This is a genomic window from Terrabacter sp. MAHUQ-38, assembly GCF_014518425.1.
Classification (GTDB): Bacteria; Actinomycetota; Actinomycetes; order Actinomycetales; family Dermatophilaceae; genus Terrabacter.
Genome location: NZ_JACVCU010000004.1, coordinates 433,633 through 454,119, shown reverse-complemented (window position 1 = coordinate 454,119; position 20,487 = coordinate 433,633). Strand labels below are relative to the sequence as shown.

Here is a 20,487-nt window from a genome sequence, read left to right as displayed (position 1 = left end):
CGTTCACGGCATACCCACCGGCCGAGTCTGCGGCTGCGCGGGGGGCGAAGCGGACAAGCCCGCCCAGGTCGGTCAGGGCAGGCGCCGCTGGCGCCACCAGCCGACGACGTTGTTCTTGTGCCGGCCGAGGACGAGCAGCGCGATCGCCATGAGCCACAAGCCGGTCCACACGTCGCCGGGAGCGCGCCCGGTCCAGATCAGCACCGCGACGACGACCATCGCGAGCGCGCCGAAGATCGACCCGGCCGCGACCCAGCGGGTCAGCCCGACCGCCAGGCCGAAGACGGCGACCACGACGAGTGCGACCCAGGGATGCACGCCGAGGATCGCCCCGAGCGTCGTCGCGACGCCCTTGCCGCCCCGGCCCCGCAGGAACGGCGACCAGATGTGCCCGAGCACGGCGGCGACCCCGACGGCGTATGCCGCGTGGGCACCGAAGGCCTGCCCCGCCACGACGGTCGGGACGAGCCCCTTCAGGACGTCGAGGACCCCGACGACCACGCCCCACTTGCGGCCGAGGACCCGCCCGGCGTTCGTTGCGCCCGGGTTGCCCGAGCCGGACGACGCGAGGTCCTTGCCGAGGACGCGCGCGATCGACGTCGCGGGGTTCAGGGAGCCGACGAGGAAGGCGACGGCGACCCCTCCCGTCCAGGCGAGCCAGGTGCCGATGCTCACGACCCAGCGCCCGGCTCTGGCGACGACGGGGCGGGCAGGAGCTCGCACAGGCGCGGTGAGACCGCGATCGCGACGGTGCCCGGCCCCACGTGCGCCCCCACGACGGCACCCAGCTCGACGACCACGACCGTGGGCGAACCGGGCACGACGGTGCGCAGCTCGGCGGCGATCTGCTCCGCCCGATCGGCGGCGTCGAGGTGGTGGACGGCGAGGTCGACGACGTGGCCCCCCTTCTCCACGTGCTCGACGACCATGGCGATGATGCGCGCGACCGCTCGTGACGACGTGCGGACCTTCTCGACGGGCACGATGCGGCCCCCGCGCACGGCGAGGATCGGCTTGATCGCGAGCGCGGAGCCGAGCATCGCCGATGCCGCGCCGATGCGTCCGCCCCGGCGCAGGTGCTCGAGGGTGTCGACGTAGAAGAGGACCCCCGACGGCTCGAGGCGCGCGCGCACCGCGTCGAGGACCGCCCCGACCTCGGCTCCCCCGGCCGCGGACTCGGCGGCGGTGACGACGGCGAAGCCCATCGCCATCCCGATGGTCTCGCTGTCGACCACCTCGACCGGCACGGTCGCCTCCGCCGCGGCGAGCCTCGCCGCCTCGACCGTCCCGGACATCTGCGACGACAGGTGGATCGAGACGATCGCGGTCGCCCCGTCGTCGGCGAGGCGCTGGTACGCCTCGGCGAAGACCTGCGGCGTCGGCCGAGACGTCGAGACGATCGTGTACTCCCGCAACGCGGCAGCGACCTGCTCGGGCGTGATGTCGCGGCCCTCGACGTGGTCGTGCCCACCCACGACGACGTGAAGCGGGACCACCTCGATGCCGTGGCGTTCGACGACCTCGGCCGGCAGGTAGGCCGTCGAGTCGGTGACGATCCGTGTGGTCACGTCGCGCTCCTTCCGCCGGTCGACCGCCCCGCAGGTCGACCCCGAGGGTGCCCTCAACCTATAGGCGGCCTGCCTCAGACCGGTACGACGTTGACCAGCTTCGGCGCGCGCACGATGACGGTGCGGACACCCCCCTCGGTCGCGGCCCTCACCTTGTCGCGGCCGAGCGCCAGCTCACGCAGGTCGTCCTCGGAGATGTCGGGGCTGACCTCGACGCGGTCGCGGACCTTGCCCTTGATCTGGATGACGCAGGTGACCTGCTCCTCGACGATCTTCGCGGGGTCGCTGACGGGGAAGGCGGCGTACGTCACCCCACCCTCGTGGCCGAGCCGCTGCCACATCTCCTCCGCGATGTGCGGAGCGACCGGTGCGAGCATGAGCACCATCGCCTCGACGACCTCGCGGGGCGGCACGTCGAGCTTCGTCACGGCGTTGTTGAGCTCGATGAGCTTGGCGATGGCCGTGTTGAAGCGCAAGCCCTCGAAGTCCTCGCGGACGCCGGCGATCGTCTGGTGCAGCTGGGTCGTGAGCGCCTGGCCGACCTCGACGTCCTCGACGCGGACCGCACCGGTCTCCTCGTCCACGACGTTGCGCCACAGGCGCTGCAGGAAGCGCTGCGACCCGACGACGGCACGGATCTCCCACGGTTTGGAGAGCTCCAGCGGGCCCATCGACATCTCGTAGACGCGGAAGGTGTCGGCGCCGAAGGCGTCGTACATCTCGTCGGGGCTGACGGAGTTCTTCAGCGACTTGCCGATCTTGCCGTACTCACGGTTGACGGGCTGTCCCTGCCACGTGAAGGTCGGCTCGGCGCCGTGGCCGCCCGGGTGCTCCTCGACCTCGGACGCCGTGACGTACTGCCCGCGGCTGTCGGTGTAGGCGTACGCCTGGATGTAGCCCTGCGAGAAGTACTTCCGGAACGGCTCCTCGCTGCGCACGTGGCCGAGGTCGAACAGGACCTTGTGCCAGAACCGCGCGTAGAGCAGGTGCAGCACGGCATGCTCGACGCCCCCGACGTAGAGGTCGACGCCGCCGGGGTCGCGCGTCCCCTCCGGGGCACCATCGACCGGGGTGTCGTGACGCGCCAGCCAGTACGCCTCGTTGGCCGGGTCGACGAACGCCTCGTGGTTGGCCGGGTCGAGGTAGCGCAGGTAGTACCAGCACGAGCCGGCCCAGTTGGGCATCGTGTTCGTCTCGCGGCGGAACTTGCGCAGTCCGCGGCCGTCGCCGAGGTCCTTCTCGACCTCCACCCACTCCGGGACGCGGCTGAGCGGCGGCTCCGGGCTGCTCTGCGCGTCGTCCGGGTCGAACGTCTTGGGGCTGTAGTCCGGCACGTCGGGCAGGGTGAGCGGCAGCTCGTCGGCCGGCACGGCATACGCCACACCGTCGTCGTCGAACATGATGGGGAACGGCTCGCCCCAGTACCGCTGGCGGCTGAAGAGCCAGTCGCGGATGCGGTAGCTGATGGTGCCCTCGCCGATGCCCTGCTGCTCGAGGAACTCGATCGTGCGTGCCTTCGCCTCGGCGACGTGCAGGCCGTCGAGCGAGAGGCGCTCGCTGGACGAGTTGACCGCGACGCCGTCGCCGAGGAACGGCTGGTCCTCGGGGTGCCCCTCCGGGGGCTGGACGGTGCGCACGATCGGCAGGTCGAACCTCTCGGCGTACTCCCAGTCGCGCGTGTCCTGCCCGGGCACGGCCATGATCGCCCCGGTGCCGTAGCCCATCAGCACGTAGTCGGCGACGAAGACCGGGATGCGTTCTCCCGTCACGGGGTTCGTCGCCCACGAGCCGGTGAAGACGCCGGTCTTGTCCTTGCCCTCCGTCTGGCGCTCGACGTCACCCTTGCGCGACGCCGCCAGCTGGTATGCCGCCACCGCTTCCTTCGGCGTGGCGCTCGCGTCGGCATCGCCACCCTTCCAGGCATCCTTGGTGCCCTCGGGCCAGTCACCCTGCGGCACAAGAGAGTCCACGAGCGGGTGCTCCGGAGCGATGACCATGAACGTCGCCCCGAAGATCGTGTCGGGACGTGTCGTGAAGACGTCGATGCCGTCTTCCTCGCCGGCGCCGGTCACGACCGGGAAGGTGACCCGCGCGCCTCTGGAACGGCCGATCCAGTTGCGCTGCATGAGCTTGACCTTCTCGGGCCAGTCGACGCCGTCGAGGTCGTCGGCCAGGCGGTCGGCGTACGCCGTGATGCGCATCTTCCACTGGCTCAGGTTGCGCCGGAACACGGGGAAATTGCCGCGTTCGGAACGGCCCTCGTTGGTGACCTCCTCGTTGGAGAGCACCGTGCCGAGCCCCGGGCACCAGTTCACAGGCGCCTCCGAGGTGTAGGCGAGGCGGTGGCCCTCGAGGACCTTCGCCTTCTCGGTCGCCGACAGCTCACCCCAGCCGCGGCCTTCGGCGTCGACGACCGCACGGCGCCCCGACTCGAACTGCTCGACGAGCTCGCTGATCGGGCGCGCCCTGCCCCGCCCGCCGTCCTCGCGGACCGCCTCGGTGTCGTACCACGCGTCCCAGATCTGCAGGAAGATCCACTGCGTCCAGCGGTAGTACTCGTCGTCGATCGTCGCGAAGGTACGACGGTTGTCGAAGCCGAGGCCGAGGCGGCGCAGCTGGCGCTTCATGTTCGTCATGTTCTCCTCGGTGGTCTTCCGAGGGTGCTGGCCCGTCTGGACGGCATACTGCTCCGCCGGCAGGCCGAACGCGTCGTAGCCGAGGGCGTGCAGGACGTTCTTGCCGAGCATCCGGTGGAAGCGGCTGTAGACGTCGGTGGCGATGTAGCCCAGGGGGTGGCCGACATGGAGGCCGACGCCCGACGGGTAGGGGAACATGTCGAGGACGATGAGCTTCTCGCCGCGCTCGGCGACCTTCTCCGGCTCGGCCCAGGGGCCGGCTGGGTTGGGGGCGTTGAACGTGCCCTCCTCCTCCCAGCGGTCCTGCCAGGCGGTCTCGATCTGCTGCGCCATCGCGGCGGTGTAGCGGAACGGGGTCTCGTTGCTCTGCTCGCTCATGTCGTCTCTCGTGTCGTGCGTCAGCCGTGCGGGCTTCTTCGGGGGTGCACGGGGGCGGAGCCCCTGTGGCTGGCAAAAGAAAACCCCTCACACAGGAGGGGCGGCCGCGTTGATGTCGGGGAGTCCCGACCTTCGTCAACGCGGCTGCGGAAGAAGCAGGTCACCAGCCATGCCTCAAGGTTAGCGCAGCGCACAAACGGCGTGTCGCGGCACATAGCGCTCGCGCCGGCGACCCAGTTCTGCCGATCCTGCCCGCGCCCGTCCGGGTAGGGCCACGATGGGCGCAGGTCGGGGGCGTGCGAACGGAGGCCGGCATGTCCACTCGAACCCACACCTGGTTGGCACGGATCGGGGCGGCGCTGCTTGCGCTCTCGGTCGGAGCCCTCGTCGCCGGGGCTCCTGCGAACGGGGCTCCGCTGGAGCGCGAGCAGACGGTCAAGCAGCCCTACGAGTTCGTGAGCTGGGACTGCGGCTACCCGGTCGACGTCAGCGGGACCCTGACGCACGTCTTCACTCTCCGCCAGGACCCACGGCTCCAGGACGAGGTCCTCTTCATGGACCAGTACGTGTTCACCGAGACGTGGACCAACACGGCCGGGGAGTCGCTCACGGCCACCGGACAGGGCGTCGCCAAGAACCTTCCCGCTCGACGCGTCGGCGAGTCGACGTGGACCTTCACCTTCCTGCAGGCCGGGCAGCCCTACGTCGTCCGCGACTCGTCGGGGACGGTCCTCGCCCGCGACCGAGGCGTGCTGCGCTTCGAGGCGACCGTCGATCTCTCGACCGGTGAGGAGGTCGGCTTCGACCTGAGCGTGTCGGGGCCGCACCCGCTCTTCGACCAGGACCTCTGCAAGGTCGTGGCCCCGCTGCTCGGCACCGACTCGGCGAGCCACCAGAGCCCGCGCCCGCTCGGCACGACAGACGCCGGGATGGGCTACTACGAGTACCTGCCGCCGAGCTACTCCCACAGTGGCGACAAGAGCCCGCTCCTCGTGGCGACGAACGGCTACGGCGAGAACGGCGACGGCTCCGCCGAACAGCTGAGCAACCTTCTCCTCACGGGCATCCCGCGGTTCATCGACGTCGGCGGGTGGCGGACGGACCGACCGTTCGTCGTCCTCTCGACCCAGCACGTCGAGGACCCCCCGGGCTTCGACTTCTCGCCGTGCGACGGAGTCACCGAGTGGGGTGGTTCGTGTGCGATGCAGCTGCAGCACGACCGCGACCACGCGTCGCCTGCCTTCTGCACGACGCCCGACGAGATCCACGACTTCATCACGTATGCCGTCGCGCACTACAACGTGGACCCGAGCCGGGTCTACCTCACCGGGCTCTCCTGCGGCGGTTTCGGCGCGTGGGAGTACCTCGCCGCCTACGGCGACAGCCAGGTCGCAGCGGCCGTTTCGGTCGCGGCCGACGGCAGGTACGCGTGGGCCACCGTCGGGTGCGCCCTGGGCGACGTACCGCTCTGGGCCTTCCACGGCGGCCTCGACGACGTCGTCAACCCGCTCGGAAGCATCGAGACGATGGAGAACGTCCAGGCCTGCCCCGGCGTCGAAGCGGACGCGGCCCGGCTGACCGTGTATCCCGACCTGTTCCACGACGGATGGGACCAGGCCTACAGCGGCAGCCGCGGCGACGACATCTACACCTGGATGCTCGGGTACTCGAACCCCTGAACGAGCCCCTGAGCCCCTGAACCCCTCGCCTGACTGCCAGCGGGGTCAGCGGAAGAGGCCGACGACGATGAGCACCTGGGCGACGTGGTAGGTCACGATGACGGTGACCGGTGCCCACCGGCGCTCGTGGACGAAACGGTCATGCCCGAGCACGGCATCGGATGCGGCGAAGACGCAGCAGCCCAGGAGTACGAGCCAGTCGCCCTTGAAGGCCGCGACCAGGACGAGCGCGCTGATGACGAGCTGGTAGATGAACACCGGCCCCCGCTGGACCCCCGAGTGCCGCACGATCTCGCGCCCGACCCGTGTGAAGAGCAGCACCAGCGCGGGCACGGCGCCTAGGAGCCACCACGGGAAGCCGCCGGTACCGGGCGTCTCCAGCAGCGCCCAGATGTAGGCGACGTGCGCCGCCAGGAAGGCTCCCAGCCCCACGATGAAGCGGGTCTCGGTCGCGTTGAGCAGCGCCACGTCGCCGACCAGGCAGAAGCCGAGGGCGACGACGACCGGGAGCAGGATCGGCGAGGTCGGGGCACGCCCCTCCCAGGAGAGCGACCATGCGATGCCCATGAGCAGCAGCACGACGAGGGGCTTGGTGATGCGCTCGACGACGTACTCGCCGCGCAGCACCGATCCCCAGTTGATCAGCGCCGTCACCCCGAGCGCGACGCTGAGAACCCACAGATGGGTGGTCACCAGGCCACATTCCCAGCCCGAACGCGCACGCGCCCCGTAGACACGCGGCAGGCCCCACCCACCTGTCGAGACGGGTCAACGGACACTCAGTTCTCTGTCAGACTCGTCCAATGCCCATGCGCAAGTTCCAGCACACGGTCACCGCCGACGACACGTCTGTCGTCGTCGGCAGCGGTGACCTCGACGTCCTCGCGACACCCCGTCTGATCACGTGGTGCGAGAACGCCTCGTTCCAGGTCTGCAAGCAGATGATCGACGCCGACCACACGACCGTCGGGACGATGATCAAGATCGAGCACGTCAAGGGCAGCCCGGTCGGCTCCCACGTCACGGTCCTGTGCGCCGAGCCGATCAACGACGGTCGCCGCCTCGTGTGCCACGTCACCGTCCAGGACCCCGACGGCGAGGAGCTCGCCAAGGGTGAGGTCCACCGCGCGGTCGTCGACCCCGACCGCTTCATGAGCAAGTGCCAGCGCACGCTCTGAGCAGGCCAGCACGGCGCGCCACGCGTCAGGGGGCGTAGGCGCCCCCGGTTCGGTCCAACCCGAGCTTCCCGTCCGGCTCGAGCCACGAGCTCCGCATCAGGTGACCCGCGCGCCGCGGGCCTCACCGACCGGAGTCAGCGGGGCCCGCGACGTCGGCCGGCTCAGGCGTCGGGTGCGACGAACACCGGCAGCTGCGCCTCGAACTGCGCGTCGAGGGTGAGCGACGGGAGGACGTGTCCTTGCTTGTGGGCGTCGGCCGCGACGGACGCGCCCCAGGTGGATGCACGCAGCCGCTGGTCGGGGGTGCCGTGGTGCCCCGCACTCGTGAAGCTGCAGTCTCCCGCCTCGTAGAAGGACTGCTCGGCCTGCAGGACCCGCGCGGTGTTGAGCGCGAGACCCCGCTTGTGCGTCACGAAGTACGTGCCGAAGGCGTCGGCCATGAGCTCGGTACGACGCGTCGCCTCCGCCCCCGTGAGCGGCGAGTCGAACAGGTCCCGGTCGTACTGGACGTGGTGGCCGTACTCGTGGCCGAGGATCGCTCGGGGACCGACGTCACCGACGCCGATCGCGCCGAGGGCGTCGAGCATGCCGTCGCCGAAGACGAGCTTGTCGGGCAGCGACGACAGGATGGGGTCGCCCTCCCCGCTCCACGCGAACGCGTTGAGGGTGAAGAGGGGGCTGTCACCGTCCGCGAGACCCGGGTCGCCCGTGACGACCTCGACGACGAGCGCGGCCCACTCGGCGGCCTCCGACTCGGGAATGCCGTAGAGGAAGCCGATGAGCGGGGTGAGCCGTGCCGGGTCGCGCATGAGGTCTCCGTGCATGCCCATGAGCGCGATGTCCGAGCCGTCGGTGTCCCAGAAGCGCTGGGCCGCCCGGAACGAGCTGGTCAGCTCGCTGCGGTGCGCCTCGTCCAGCGCGTACCTCGGGTCGCCGCTCGTGCCGGAGAGGACGGCGTCGAAGCTCGGGAAGTCGAAGGCCCCGAGCATCGTCAGGAGCTCGACGCTCGACGGGTCGACCCCCGCGAGAAGATCGTGGACGTACGCGACGAGCCGGGTCGGGGCGCATGGGTACTGCGTCGGGTCGATGGCCCGCTCCAGCGCGTCCCGGGCGGTGGACTGTTCGATCCCGAAGCGCTGGAGCGCCACCGCCTGACGAGCGCGCCAGTCAGCGGGCAGCCGGGCGCGGGCCGACGCGAGCAGCCGGGCCGCGCGCGGGTCGCTCGTCGTCCCGGCGACGACGTCGTCGGTGTGGCCGTCTGTCGCGACGGACGCTGCGGCCGAGCTGGCCGACGCGGCCGACGACGTGGTGGGGGCCGCCGTGGCGACCGCCGCCCCTGTGGCCCCCGAGATGGCCAGCGACGTGACGAGAGCGATCGTCCTGGTCGTGGTCCTGCGCACTGAGAGCTCCTTCGGTGTCGTGCCCCCGCCCGGTGCGGGGGCGACGCGCCCCATCATCACCGCCGAGGGCGACATCGACCCCCGAAACACCGCATATCCGCGTGAACGGTGCGGGGTGTCTCAGCTAGCGGGGGCGTCCCCCGGATCGGAGATCCCACGCGCCTCGTACCCGACGAGCTTCAGCCCCACGACCGTCGCGACGATGCCCGCGAGCAGGACGACCTTGACGACGGAGAAGGCCTCACCGCCGGTCGTCATGGCCCACGTCACCGTGAGCGCGGCCCCGAGGCCGGTCCACACGGCATACGCGGTACCGATCGGGATGACTCGCACGGCGTGCGCGAGCCCGACCATGCTGAGCGCGCCCGCGACGACGAAGAGGGCGGCGGGCCCGGGACGGCTCAGGCCCTCGGACGCGGCCAGCGCCGACGCCCACACGGCTTCGAGAACGGCGCTCGCGAGCAGGACGACCCACGGCATCACGCCACCGCCTTGAGCCCGGCGACGCAGCCGACGAGGACGACGAGCAGCGCAGCGCGTGCCGCGCCGAGACGCTCCTCGCGCCGCACGACGGCGAGCAGGACGGTGCCGACGGCGCCGATCCCGACCCACACGGCGTATGCCGTCCCGGTCGGCAGTGCCGTCATCGCCCACGCCAGGCCCACCACGCTCAGCACGAGCGAGACGCCGAAGAGGGTGGTCGGCCTGGGGCGGCGGAAGCCGTCGGACGCGGCGAGCGCCGTGGCCCAGACGGCCTCGAGCGCGCCGGAGAGGATGAGGACGAGCCAGTGCACGGGGTTCCGTTCCGGCCGTCTTGTCGCTGTGCGGGTACGGCTCCCTCGTCCGCGAGCGCGGCACGCGCGCTCGGGACGATCCTAGCGACACGTGGCGTCCTGGACTAAAAGGCGAAAAGCCGTATCAGACAGGGCGGCCCGGCGTACTGTCAGTTGCAGGCACGCTCCTGCGGACAGAGGATCGCCATGAGCCGTGACTATCTCGACTTCGACGTCGCCGTCACCCGTGAGGGCCAGGGGTATGCCGCTCACGTCGTCGCCTCGCCCGCCGGCGAGGCGTCAGCACCGTTCACGCTGCCGTTCGCACCGGTCGACCTGGCGCAGTTCATGATCGCGGTCGGACCACCCCGCGTCGCCTCCCGGAGGCTGGCGCCCGCAGAGGCACGGGTCGTGGACGTCAAGGACTACGGACGCCGGCTGGGCGACGCGCTGCTCTCGGGTGACGTCGGGAAGGCGTTCCGGGCGAGCCTCTCGACGGCCACCGGCCAGGGCAAGGACCTGCGTCTGCGGCTGCGCCTCGAGGCGGTGCCCGACCTCGACCCAGTCCCGTGGGAGTACCTCTACGACTCGAGGCTCGGCCGGTTCCTCACCCTGTCGCAGGAGACACCGATCGTGCGCCTGTTCGACTCGCTCGAGCGCCCGCCCGTCGTCACGGTCGACGCCCCGCTCAAGGTCCTCGTCATGATCTCGAGCCCGACGGACATGCCCGAGCTCGCCGTCGAGCGCGAGGAGCAGCTGCTCCGGGCGACGACCGGGGACCTCGTCGCGAGCGGCCGGCTGGCGATCACGGTGCTCGAGGACGCGACTCTCACGGGTCTGCAGCGGGCCCTGCTCGACGACTACCACGTCTTCCACTTCATCGGGCACGGCGGCTTCGACCAGCAGGCCCAGGAGGGGGTCCTCGTGCTCGAGCGCGAGGACGGCACGGCCCATCGGGTCTCCGGCGCGCGGCTCGGCACGCTGCTCCACGACGCCCGCGCGATGCAGCTGGCCGTCCTCAACGCCTGTGAGGGCGCGCGCACGTCGGGCCGTGACGCGTTCTCCGGCGTCGGCCAGGCCCTCGTCCGGCAGGGGCTGCCGGCCGTCGTCGCGATGCAGACCGAGATCTCCGACCGGGCCGCGATCGTCTTCAGCCACGAGTTCTACTACTTCCTCACGCGTGGGCTCGGCATCGACGCCGCGATGTGCGAGGTGCGCAAGGCGATGGCCGTCTCCGACGAGGCGTCCGAGTGGGGCACGGCCGTGCTGCTGCGGTCGGGTTCGGACCAGCCGTTCAGCTTCACCGCGAGCGCCACCACGGCCGCCACCCGGCCCGAGGGCCGGCTGGAGTCCCTCTACGACGCCGCGCAGGGCGCCCTCCAGGCCGGTGCCACGGCCACCGCGTTGCCGCTCCTCGAACAGGTCGCGGCCGAGCGGCCTGACTACCAGGACGTCACCGAGCTGCTCGAGCGCGTGCGCCCGTCGGCCCGGACGGCGCCGATCGCCGTGACTCGGCGCCCGGCACCGCCCGGGCCGACCGGGCCGACCAGCCCGATCGCGACCGGAGGTCCCGACGCCGGCGCCGACACCCCCTCGGGGCCCGCCCTCGACGGCGGCAGCGCACCGCCCAGGGTCCGGCCGACGCCTCAGCCCGCGCCCGTGTCGGACCGCCCTGGGGGGCGCAGGAGCCGGACTGCGACGTGGATCCGCGCAGCCGTGCTCCTCGCCGTCCTCGTGGGTGGCTGGTCCGCGTGGCGGTTCCTGCCCTCGCTGCTCCAGAAGGCCGACCCACTCGTCGCCGCGGCCTGCGGGTCCAGCACGGCGGCTCCCGGGACGACCGACTTCACGATCGGGTGCGCGCCGATCGCCCCCACGATCGACGGCTCCTTCGACGACTGGCGCTCGGTTCCGGAACACGACGTCGACGCGGCTGTCTTCGGCGCCGCGAACCGACGGGCCGGCCTCACCGCGACCTGGCAGGGGCTGTGGGACGGCGACGGGCTCTACCTGCACACCGTCGTGGTCGACCCCGTCGTCACTCCCGCCGAGGGCAAGCCGCCGCAGTGGTGGAACGGGGACGCCGTCTCGTTCGAGGTCGGCCCCGACCCGCGCGGACTCTCCCGCACGGCGCCACTGCGCAAGGGTCAGGACTTCCACGTCATCCTCGCCCTCCTCTCCGACACGGACCGGCGCGCGGGAGCGGACGTGAACACCGTCGGCCCCAACTCCAAGAACAAGCTCGTCTTCTCCACGGGGAGCCGGCGCTCCGCGATCGACGTCGTTGCCCGCGTGAGCGAGGGCGGCTACGAGCTCGAAGCCCGCATCCCGTGGTCGGAGGTGGGCCGCACCGTCGCTCCCCAGCGCGGCGACGTCCTCGGGATGAACGTCAACATCAGCGACGCGAGGGGGGCGGGAGCCGACTGGGCCCTACGCACGATGCTCAGCAGCAATGCGCAGCGTTCGGGCAGCAACCAGAACCTGCCCGCCAGGTGGCAGACGGTCGCGCTGGGCGACTCGGGCTGACGATGGCCGGCCGCCTCTATGCGCTGCTCGTCGGGATCGACGCATACCCCGCTCCGATCCCGCGGTTGTCCGGCTGCGTCAACGACGTCACCAGCATCGCCGAGGTGCTCCGCGAGCGCGTCACGCCGGACGCGCTCGACCTCGTGGTGCTGACCGACGCCGACGCCACCCGGTCAGCCGTCACGGCCCGCCTCGCCGAGCACCTCGGGCGCGCTGACAGCGCTGACGTGGCGCTCTTCTACTACAGCGGCCACGGCTCGCAGCAGGCCACGCCGCAGGCGCTCTGGACGATCGAGCCGGACCACCGCAACGAGACCCTCGTCTGCTTCGACAGCCGATCGCCGGGCAGCTGGGACCTTGCCGACAAGGAGCTCGCGGGCCTGCTCGACGACGTCTCGTCGTCCGGCTGCCACACCCTCGTCGTCCTCGACTGCTGCCACGCCGGCGACGGCACGCGTGACGCCGACGAGGTCGTCCGGCTCGCGCCCGCCGACCCGCGCCCCCGTCCGGCGAGCAGCTTCGTCGGGGTGACCGTGGGCGACCCGGGTCACGTCGCCTCGACGCAGCGCAGCACCGCACGCTGGACCCCGGTCGGGCGGCACGTCCTGCTCGCCGCCTGCCGGTCGTCCGAGAAGGCCAAGGAGGTCACCGTCATGGGGCGCCAGCGCGGGGCCATGTCGGCCGCGCTCGAGGCGGCGCTCACCGGGACCGACGGGCGGCCGTCGTACCGCGACGTCCTGCGCATCGTCACGGCCGACGTCGCGAGCCGCGTCCGCGACCAGCACCCGCAGGTCGAGACGGCAGACGCCACCGAGCTGGACCGCCCGTTCCTCGGTGGCGCCATCCCGGCGACCCCCAGACCGCTGACGCTGAGCCACCTCCCCGACGGCTGGTCGATCGACTCCGGCGCCGTCCACGGCGTACCCGAGCCCCTCGGAGACGACACGACCGAGCTGGCCGTCTACCCGCTGACGGGCGAGACGTCCGGCTCGCCCCTCGCGACGGCCGCCGTGACGAAGGTGCTTCCCGACCGTAGCCTGGTGATGCTGACCCCCGAGCTCGACGACGCGTACGTCTACCGTGCCGTCGTCACGTCGATCCCGCTCAAGCCGCTGCTCGTCGGGGTCGTCGGCGACGCGGTCGGGACGGCAGCGCTGCGTGCGGCCGCCGACGCAGCGGACGAGACCCTGGTCGAGCTCGCCGACCCCGACGCGACCACCGACGCGGACCTGCTCGTGGAGGCCACCGCCGACGGCTTCATCATCACCAGGCCCGGCGTGACCCGTCCGCTGGTGCCCGTCGTCGCCGGTGTGGGCCGCGAGGAGCGCACGATCCATGCCCTCGAACGGGTCGCCCGCTGGCTGCGTCTCTGCGCCCTGACCAACCCGGCGACGCACCTGCCCGGCGACGCGGTGCGCGTCGAGGTGGACGCGGGCACCGGCCGGGTCGGCGCGGGAGGCACGATCACCATCGCGTATGCCGGCACGGACCCTCCACGATTCACCGTGCGCCTCGCGAACACGACCTCCACCCCCCTCTGGGCGGCGCTGCTCGACCTGACGGAGACATACGGCATCTTCACCGACGCCTTCCCCGCCGGCTCGGTGGCGCTCGGTCCCGGGGAGTCGACGAGCGTGGACCTCGTCGGTCAGCTCTCCGACGCGCTGTGGCAGGCGGGGACGGTCTCGCTGCGTGACCAGCTCATGGTCGTCACCAGCACGCTGGAGTTCGACCCGCGCTCGCTCGAGCAGGAGGAGCTCGACGTCAGCGCGGTGCCCGGTCCGAACAGCCCGGCGTTGCGCAGCGCCGACGTCCCGATCGCCTTGCGTTCGAACCTCGAACGCGCCCTCGGCGGCACCCGCACGCGACGTCTTGGCCCCAGCGCGGCTGCCGCGGCGGTGGCCGACTGGCGTACCGACTCCGTCTTCGTGGTCACCTCCCGACCTCGTGGATAGGGACACATCGCCGACGGTGAAAATTCTCCCCACGTTGCTGGTTGACACCGCCGCCTCCGGGGCGTGGGCTGAGAGGCTATGACCGATGGTTGGGTGTTCACCGGGCCGACGCCGTCAGCGGGAGCGACCGCGCAGGTCACGCTCGTCGAGGGCCGCAGCTTCTGCATCTCCGACGCGAGCGGTGACATGGATCCCGCCAGGGCCCACGGGCTCATCGTCAAGGACACCCGCTTCCTCGCGAACTTCCAGCTGCGCGTCGACGGGGAGCCGCTGGAGTGCCTGGACGTCCAGCGCATCGACCCGCATTCGGCGGCATACGTCACCCGCAGGCGACCGCGGGACGGCGTGGCCGACAGCACGCTCCTCGTCGTGCGCCGGCGCTACGTGGGCAACGGCATGGTGGAAGAGATCTCCGTCGCCAACCTCGGACGCGAGACGACGGCCCTGAGGCTGAGCCTCTCGGCCGCGACGGACTTCGCGGGGCTCTTCGAGGTCAAGGACGGTCGTCCCCTGCACCAGGCGGCGATCACCACGTCGGTCACCGGGAGCGGGTGGTCGCAGAGCCAGCAGCGTGGCGCCGAGTCACGCTCGGTCGACGTGACGGGATCGGGCGGTCCCGACGTCCGCCCAGGACTGCACACATGGGACCTCGTCGTCGGCGCACGGGAGACGGCCACCCTCACGGTTCGTGTCGTGCCCTTCTTCGACGGCGTCCCGCTCACGACGCCGTACGTGCCGGGCGAGCCACACCACGACAGTCCGCCGGCGATCCGGCACGCGCGCTGGCGTCAACGCAGCCCCTCGGTCCGCTCGCCGGACATCCATCTCGTCCGGCTCGTCCGCAACAGCACCGACGACCTCGCCGGCCTGCGCATCGACGATCCCGAGCACCCGAGCAGGATCGTGATGGCGGCTGGCGCGCCCTGGTTCATGACGATCTTCGGCCGCGACTCCCTTCTGACGAGCTGGATGCTGCTCCCGGTCGACTCCCGCGTGGCCCGAGGCACGCTCGAGACCCTGTCCGAGCACCAGGGCACGACGCTGCACCCCACCCGCGAGGAGGAGCCCGGCCGGATCCTCCACGAGATCAGGTCCGGCCTCGACACCGGGCAGACGCCGGGTACCGACGACGTCTACTACGGAAGCATCGACGCGACCCCCTTGTTCGTCATGCTCCTGGGGGAGCTGCACCGGTGGGGCGCACCACTCACCGACCTCGAACCGCTGCTGCCACACGCGGACCGTGCGCTCGAGTGGGTCGACGCGTACGGCGACCGCGACGGTGACGGGTTCGTCGAGTACGCTCGCGCCACCGACCGGGGGCTGCTCAACCAGGGCTGGAAGGACTCCTTCGACGGCGTCACGTTCGCGTCCGGCCTGACTGCAGAGCCGCCGATCGCGCTCGCCGAGGTGCAGGGCTACGTCTATGCCGCCTGGCTGGCGCGCGCGAGGCTGGCCCGCGCGATGGGTGAGGAGGAGCGCGCTCGTCACTGCGAAGAGCGGGCGACACAGCTGGCGCGACGGTTCAACGAGGCGTTCTGGCTCCCGCGCCAGGGCTACTACGCCCTGGCGCTCGACTGCGACAAGCGACCTGTCGACAGCCTCGCCTCGAACATGGGCCACTGCCTCTGGACGGGGATCGCCGCGCCGGAGCACGCTCGGTCCGTCGCGGCCGCGCTGCTGAGCGAGGAGATGTTCAGCGGTTTCGGCGTGCGCACCCTCGGATCGAACATGGGGGCTTACAACCCGATGAGCTACCACAACGGCTCGGTGTGGCCCCACGACAACGCGATCGTGGTCGCCGGGCTACGCCGCTACGGCTTCGTCGACGGGGCCAAGCAGGTGGCGGTCGGACTCGTCGACGCGGCCGCGAGCTTCGACGACCGGCTTCCCGAGCTCTTCTGCGGGTTCGGCCGCGACGAGTTCCCCGAGCCGGTGCCCTATCCGACGTCCTGCGCGCCACAGGCCTGGGCGGCCGCGGCCCCCTTCTCGCTCCTGCGATCGCTGCTCGGGCTCGAGCCCGACCTGCCGGCGACGGGGATCAACTGCGAACCCGACCTTTCTGCCAGGTTCCTGCCGTTCTCGATCGACCAGCTGCACGTGGGGACCGAGACGATCAGGATCGAGGTCGACGCGACCGGTCACGCGGTCGTCGACGCGCCTGTCCACGTCAGCGGCGAGGCGGACCGGCACTGACCTGGTCCGCTTGAGGCGAACGCCCCGGGGTACGTGCACTGTGGTCGTCCTGGGCGACGGTGTGGGGCCGTCGGACGTGCCGTGGGGGGCAGAATGTCGACGTCTACCTCGAATGCCGTGCGACGGATCGTCGTCGTGCCGCGTCCACTCCGCATCGCGGTCATCGCGCCGCCGTACTTCTCGGTTCCCCCGGACGGTTACGGCGGGGTCGAGGCCGTCGTGGCCGGGATCGTCGACACGCTCGTCTCGCGCGGTCACCACGTCACCCTCGTTGCCGCGGGACGCAACGGCACACGCGCCCAGGCGTTCGTCCAGACCTGGCCCGACCCACCCGCCCACCTCCTCGGTGGAAGCACGGGCGAAGTGATCAACGCGGCACGGGTGCTGGCCGGGCTGCGGCTTGACGGGGTTGACCTCGTCCATGACCACACGCTGGCCGGGCCACTGCTTGCCGCCTCGCGTCGGGTGCCCACGGTCGTGACCGTCCACGGCCCGGTCGACGAGCTGGCGGACGTCTACCGGCCCCTGGGACGCGCCGTGCAGCTCGTGGCCATCTCACGCTCCCAGATGGAGCAGGCGCCCGAGCTCAACTGGGTCGGCGCCGTGCCCAACGGCATCGACGTGGACAGCTTCCCCTTCAGGTCCCGCAAGGACGACTACGTGCTGTTCCTCGGCCGGCACCATCCACACAAGGCGCCTCACCTCGCCATCGACGCTGCCAAGGCCGCCGGCTTGCGGATCCTGCTTGCGGGCAAGTGCGAGGAGAGGCACGAGCAGGAGTACTACGAGCGCGAGATCCGACCCCGGCTCGGCGACGACGTCGTGGACGTCGGCGTCGCGGACGCCGCGCAGAAGCGTCGGCTCCTCGCCGGGGCCCGGTGCCTCGTCTTCCCAGTGTGCTGGGACGAGCCGTTCGGCCTCGTCATGACAGAAGCCATGGCGTGCGGCACCCCCGTCGTCGCATTCGCGCGCGGCGCCGTCCCCGAGGTGGTCGCTCATGGACGGACCGGCTTCGTCGTCGACCGGCCCCACGAGCTGGCCCCGGCGATCCTGCGGACAGGCGAGCTCGACGCCGCGGAATGCCGTGCCTGGGTCGGCGAGCACTTCAGTCTCGACGTGATGGGCCGGGGCTACGAACGTGTCTACCGGACGGTCCTCGGCGCCGGGGTGACGGCCTCGGTGCCCGGCCGGCCCCTCGCCGGTGGATCGGCCTGACGTGCTGTCAAGGCCAGCCAGTAGGTGTGCAAGGCCCTACCGGTACCGGGGAGCTGAGGGGAGCTGAGGGGAGCCGTCGCTCGTTCCTCGCTCCTCCCGCGTCCCCACGCCGCAGTCCAGAAATGCGAAGAAGGCCGGACGTGAAGCGTGTCCGGCCTTCTTCGCAATGTGGAGCTGAGGGGACTCGAACCCCTGACCCCCTGCATGCCATGCAGGTGCGCTACCAGCTGCGCCACAGCCCCGTACGGGTGCCGCCTCGGTGAAGCGACTGCGTAACCATAGCGGTTCCCCAGCCCTTCGCCAAAATCGGCGGCGGCCTTCCGTGTCAGACGTTCCAGGGCCCCAGGTTCCAGCCGCTGATGCGCCAGCGGGTCACTTCGGAGAAGCTTTTGCCGACCTCGACGAGCTCGATCCAGTGGCAGTTGTCGAGCCCCCTGAAGACCGCGTCGGACACCTCCTGGTCGAGCCCCACGAGGTCGCTCGCCGCCACCCGACTCGATACACCGTGGGCGACGACGACGGCCGTCTCACCCGGCAGCAGCTCGCGCGCGACCTCCCGTAGGCAGGCACCGGCACGCTCGGCCACCTGCGCGTGCGTCTCGCCCGTGACGCCGCGCGGGGCGTCCTCGCCGCGGTCGAGCGCGGCGACGAGCTCGGGATAGCGCTCACGGACGTCGTCGGCGTGCATGCCCTGCCACTCCCCCACGTGCACCTCGCGCAGGCGGGCGTCGAGACGCACCTCGACGCCGGTGAGGACGGCGATGGCATCGGCCGTCGACGCCGCCCGCTGCAGGTCGCTCGAGACGATGAGAACGGGCGCGTACGCGGCGAGGTGCGGGGCCGCGGCGGCCACCTGCTCGCGGCCTCGGTCGGACAGCGCGGTGTCCTTGTGGCCCTGCCAGACCCGGGCGGCGTTGTCGACGGTCTCGGCGTGACGGACGAGGACGATGCGCCGGGGGCCATCGGCCTTCGCGGAGCCGGCCGTCACGCCTCGTCGACCTCGGCGGCCCGAGAGACCGTGGCGTCACCAGTACGCGCCGCAGCGTCGACCGTGGACAGGTCGATCTCGGGACAGTCCTTCCAGAGGCGCTCGAGCGCGTAGTACTCGCGCTCCTCCTCGTGCTGGACGTGCACGATGATGTCGCCGAAGTCGATGAGGACCCACCGGCCCTCGCGCTCACCCTCGCGCCGCACGGGCTTGCTGCCGAGCTCGCGCAGCCGGTCCTCGACCTCGTCGACGATGGCGCCGACCTGCCGCTCCGACGGAGCGGACGCGATGACGAACACGTCGGTCAGCGGCATCTGCTCACTGACGTCGATGGCCAGGACCTTCTCGGCGAGCTTCTCCTCCGCGGCCAGGCCAGCGGCCTTGGCGAGCTGGAGCGAACGGTCTGCTGCGGTCACGAGTCTCCTTGTGGCATGGGTGCCCTGGCGTTGTCCACGGGCTCAGCCACGCGGTTCTTTGTGAGGTCCACGGGGGAAACAGCTCCCCGTGCGTACAGGTGGTACTTGTTGATGTACTGGACGACACCGTCGGGCACGAGGTACCAGACCGGCTCACCGCCGGCAACCCGCGCGCGGCAGTCGGTCGAGCTGATCGCCATGGCCGGCACCTCCTGGAGCGTGACGCGGTCCTCGGGCAGCCCCGTGTCGGACAGCTCGTGCCCGGGACGGGTGACCCCGATGAAGTGCGCGAGCTGCCACAGCTGCTCGGCGTCCTTCCACGAGAGGATCTCGGCCAGCGCGTCGGCGCCGGTGATGAAGAACAGCTCGTCGTCGGGCCGGTCGGCCCGGATGTCGCGCAACGTGTCGATCGTGAAGGTCGGCCCGGGTCGGTCGATGTCGACCCGGCTGACGGTGAAGCGCGGGTTGGACGCCGTCGCGATGACGGTCATCAGATAGCGGTCCTCGGCGGGCGAGACATGCCGGTCGGCCTTCTGCCACGGCTCGCCGGTCGGGACGAAGACGACCTCGTCGAGGTCGAAGAGCGACTGGACCTCGCTCGCGGCCACGAGGTGGCCGTGGTGGATCGGGTCGAACGTCCCACCCATGACGCCGAGGCGCATGGTCAGTGGTGGGCTCCGTCGGATTCGCTCGCCGGGCCGTGCGTGCCCTCACCGTGGCGGGGCGCCTGCACCTTGTAGGCGGTGTTGCGGAAGCTCCACGTCACACCGAGCGCGACGAGGAAGAGCGCAAAGGTGATGAAGAAGTAGGCGATCACCGGCATGGGAAGCTCGCGAGCGGCTTCCTCCCCCTCGGTGACGAGTGCGAGGACACGATCAGACATGCGGCCAGCCTAGCGCCCGGACGCTCCGGCCGACGCAGCGGCGTCCGCGCGGCGCAGCCACTCGTGCCCGACCGACCCGAACGGCTCGTCCCCGGCCGCGACGGCGGCCAGGACGAGGTCACGCCACCGCTCCGCGAGCGCGACGACCTCCGGCGGGTAGCCGAACTGAACCCGGTGCTCCGCGAACTCGTCCTCGTCGTCGACGAAGAGGTCGCCCTCCCGCGTCAGGACGACATCGAGGTCGAGGTCGACCATCGTGACCTCCCACTCGGGTCCGCCGTCGGACGCGTCCCGACGCTGCCACACCGGCTCGGTCGTCATGTCGACGTACACGCTCACCTGCCTGGCGTGCGAGTAGAAGCCGACGGCATACGCCCCGACGTGGGGCACGAGCGAGACCCAGCCGTCCTCCTCGACGAAGTCCATCCCCGGCCGCGAGCAGCGGGTGCCCGCCGGCGAGTACCACCAGTGGCCGTGCTCGTCGGCGCCGAGGTAACGGCCCACCCACTCCCAGTGCCGGCCCCCACCCCACTTCGTGAAGCGCGCCGCCACCGGGGTGCCGTCCGGGAGGCCACCGGACGGCATACCCCGCCCGGCCCGTGGCAGGTCGTCGTCGGTCCGTGGGCTCACCCGCGGCACGCTACCGCCTGGCACAGCCTGACCACAGCCACGTGACAGTCGTGACCCATGGGCGGCCGT

General features: G+C 71.3%; 18 protein-coding genes, 1 tRNA gene and 1 riboswitch. Of the genes, 6 read left to right on the top strand and 13 right to left on the bottom strand.

Features of this window, described 5'->3' with window-relative positions:
* Positions 1-72 precede the first annotated feature (72 nt).
* The 3 genes from H9I49_RS17225 to leuS form a co-directional block, all read right to left on the bottom strand.
* Positions 73-675, bottom strand: a complete 603-nt coding sequence (locus tag H9I49_RS17225; RefSeq protein ID WP_188031598.1) for a glycerol-3-phosphate acyltransferase — start codon at positions 673-675, stop codon at positions 73-75.
* Entirely contained in the window at positions 672-1,568 is an 897-nt protein-coding gene (locus H9I49_RS17220) for a DegV family protein (protein WP_188031597.1), read from the bottom strand. Before H9I49_RS17220 ends, H9I49_RS17225 begins: the two co-directional genes overlap by 4 nt.
* Before the next feature lie 74 nt (positions 1,569-1,642).
* Complete coding sequence (gene leuS, locus H9I49_RS17215) at positions 1,643-4,582, bottom strand: leucine--tRNA ligase (protein ID WP_188031596.1); 2,940 nt, start codon at positions 4,580-4,582, stop codon at positions 1,643-1,645.
* 314 nt (positions 4,583-4,896) lie between these two features.
* Here leuS and H9I49_RS17210 point away from each other — a divergent pair, with 314 nt between their 5' ends.
* On the top strand, positions 4,897-6,261 hold the full coding sequence (locus H9I49_RS17210; protein WP_188031595.1) for a hypothetical protein: 1,365 nt from the start codon (positions 4,897-4,899) through the stop codon (positions 6,259-6,261).
* A 45-nt stretch (positions 6,262-6,306) separates the two neighbouring features.
* Here the strand turns inward: H9I49_RS17210 and H9I49_RS17205 are convergent, their stop codons facing one another.
* A complete protein-coding gene (locus H9I49_RS17205) occupies positions 6,307-6,954 on the bottom strand; it encodes a lysoplasmalogenase (RefSeq protein ID WP_188031594.1) in 648 nt (215 codons plus the stop codon).
* A 110-nt stretch (positions 6,955-7,064) separates the two neighbouring features.
* On the opposite strand from H9I49_RS17205, the gene H9I49_RS17200 reads away from it, so the two are divergent.
* The gene (locus H9I49_RS17200) at positions 7,065-7,439 is read left to right on the top strand and encodes a thioesterase family protein (protein WP_188031593.1); all 375 of its coding nucleotides are present in this window, start codon (positions 7,065-7,067) and stop codon (positions 7,437-7,439) included.
* 161 nt (positions 7,440-7,600) lie between these two features.
* Here H9I49_RS17200 and H9I49_RS17195 read toward each other — a convergent pair whose 3' ends face one another.
* From H9I49_RS17195 to H9I49_RS17185, 3 genes are all read right to left on the bottom strand, one after another.
* On the bottom strand, positions 7,601-8,839 hold the full coding sequence (locus H9I49_RS17195) for a hypothetical protein (protein WP_188031592.1): 1,239 nt from the start codon (positions 8,837-8,839) through the stop codon (positions 7,601-7,603).
* A gap of 120 nt (positions 8,840-8,959) precedes the next feature.
* On the bottom strand, positions 8,960-9,319 hold the full coding sequence (locus H9I49_RS17190) for a multidrug efflux SMR transporter (RefSeq protein WP_188031591.1): 360 nt from the start codon (positions 9,317-9,319) through the stop codon (positions 8,960-8,962).
* Complete coding sequence (locus H9I49_RS17185) at positions 9,319-9,633, bottom strand: multidrug efflux SMR transporter (RefSeq protein ID WP_188031590.1); 315 nt, start codon at positions 9,631-9,633, stop codon at positions 9,319-9,321. The genes H9I49_RS17190 and H9I49_RS17185 overlap by 1 nt, the downstream gene beginning before the upstream one ends.
* Before the next feature lie 10 nt (positions 9,634-9,643).
* Positions 9,644-9,708: riboswitch (guanidine-III (ykkC-III) riboswitch) on the bottom strand.
* 111 nt (positions 9,709-9,819) lie between these two features.
* Between H9I49_RS17185 and H9I49_RS17180 the strand changes: the two genes are divergently transcribed.
* The 4 genes from H9I49_RS17180 (at position 9,820) to H9I49_RS17165 (ending at position 17,501) form a co-directional block, all read left to right on the top strand.
* Positions 9,820-12,135 (top strand): CHAT domain-containing protein, encoded by a 2,316-nt coding sequence (locus tag H9I49_RS17180; protein ID WP_188031589.1) that lies wholly within the window; start codon positions 9,820-9,822, stop codon positions 12,133-12,135.
* Positions 12,102-14,090: a caspase domain-containing protein gene (locus tag H9I49_RS17175; protein ID WP_370587623.1), complete on the top strand. Its 1,989-nt coding sequence runs from the start codon at positions 12,102-12,104 to the stop codon at positions 14,088-14,090. The genes H9I49_RS17180 and H9I49_RS17175 overlap by 34 nt, the downstream gene beginning before the upstream one ends.
* 78 nt (positions 14,091-14,168) lie before the next feature.
* Positions 14,169-16,286, top strand: coding sequence for a glycogen debranching N-terminal domain-containing protein (locus H9I49_RS17170; protein ID WP_188031588.1), 2,118 nt, complete (start codon positions 14,169-14,171; stop codon positions 16,284-16,286).
* Between the two features lie 135 nt (positions 16,287-16,421).
* On the top strand, positions 16,422-17,501 hold the full coding sequence (locus H9I49_RS17165; RefSeq protein WP_223128821.1) for a glycosyltransferase family 4 protein: 1,080 nt from the start codon (positions 16,422-16,424) through the stop codon (positions 17,499-17,501).
* Between the two features lie 169 nt (positions 17,502-17,670).
* Here H9I49_RS17165 and H9I49_RS17160 read toward each other — a convergent pair.
* The 6 genes from H9I49_RS17160 to H9I49_RS17135 form a co-directional block, all read right to left on the bottom strand.
* Positions 17,671-17,743 (bottom strand) — tRNA-Ala (locus H9I49_RS17160).
* 83 nt (positions 17,744-17,826) lie between these two features.
* Positions 17,827-18,489, bottom strand: coding sequence for a histidine phosphatase family protein (locus H9I49_RS17155; RefSeq protein ID WP_188031586.1), 663 nt, complete (start codon positions 18,487-18,489; stop codon positions 17,827-17,829).
* A complete protein-coding gene (gene rsfS / locus H9I49_RS17150) occupies positions 18,486-18,905 on the bottom strand; it encodes a ribosome silencing factor (RefSeq protein ID WP_188031585.1) in 420 nt (139 codons plus the stop codon). Before rsfS ends, H9I49_RS17155 begins: the two co-directional genes overlap by 4 nt.
* Complete coding sequence (nadD, locus tag H9I49_RS17145; RefSeq protein WP_370587641.1) at positions 18,902-19,552, bottom strand: nicotinate-nucleotide adenylyltransferase; 651 nt, start codon at positions 19,550-19,552, stop codon at positions 18,902-18,904. The genes rsfS and nadD overlap by 4 nt, the downstream gene beginning before the upstream one ends.
* A 17-nt stretch (positions 19,553-19,569) precedes the next feature.
* Positions 19,570-19,788, bottom strand: coding sequence for a hypothetical protein (locus tag H9I49_RS17140; protein ID WP_188031584.1), 219 nt, complete (start codon positions 19,786-19,788; stop codon positions 19,570-19,572).
* A gap of 9 nt (positions 19,789-19,797) precedes the next feature.
* Positions 19,798-20,418, bottom strand: a complete 621-nt coding sequence (locus H9I49_RS17135; RefSeq protein WP_188031583.1) for a DUF402 domain-containing protein — start codon at positions 20,416-20,418, stop codon at positions 19,798-19,800.
* Positions 20,419-20,487 lie beyond the last annotated feature (69 nt).

Bases quoted from the DNA above. Each gene is read 5' to 3' on its own strand.
- nadD (WP_370587641.1), bottom strand. From the start codon at position 19,552: ATGGGTGGGACGTTCGACCCGATCCACCACGGCCACCTCGTGGCCGCG.
- H9I49_RS17170 (WP_188031588.1), top strand. From the start codon at position 14,169: ATGACCGATGGTTGGGTGTTCACCGGGCCGACGCCGTCAGCGGGAGCG.
- H9I49_RS17210 (WP_188031595.1), top strand. From the start codon at position 4,897: ATGTCCACTCGAACCCACACCTGGTTGGCACGGATCGGGGCGGCGCTG.
- H9I49_RS17200 (WP_188031593.1), top strand. From the start codon at position 7,065: ATGCCCATGCGCAAGTTCCAGCACACGGTCACCGCCGACGACACGTCT.
- H9I49_RS17190 (WP_188031591.1), bottom strand. From the start codon at position 9,319: ATGCCGTGGGTCGTCCTGCTCGCGAGCGCCGTTCTCGAAGCCGTGTGG.
- leuS (WP_188031596.1), bottom strand. From the start codon at position 4,582: ATGAGCGAGCAGAGCAACGAGACCCCGTTCCGCTACACCGCCGCGATG.
- H9I49_RS17180 (WP_188031589.1), top strand. From the start codon at position 9,820: ATGAGCCGTGACTATCTCGACTTCGACGTCGCCGTCACCCGTGAGGGC.
- H9I49_RS17140 (WP_188031584.1), bottom strand. From the start codon at position 19,788: ATGTCTGATCGTGTCCTCGCACTCGTCACCGAGGGGGAGGAAGCCGCT.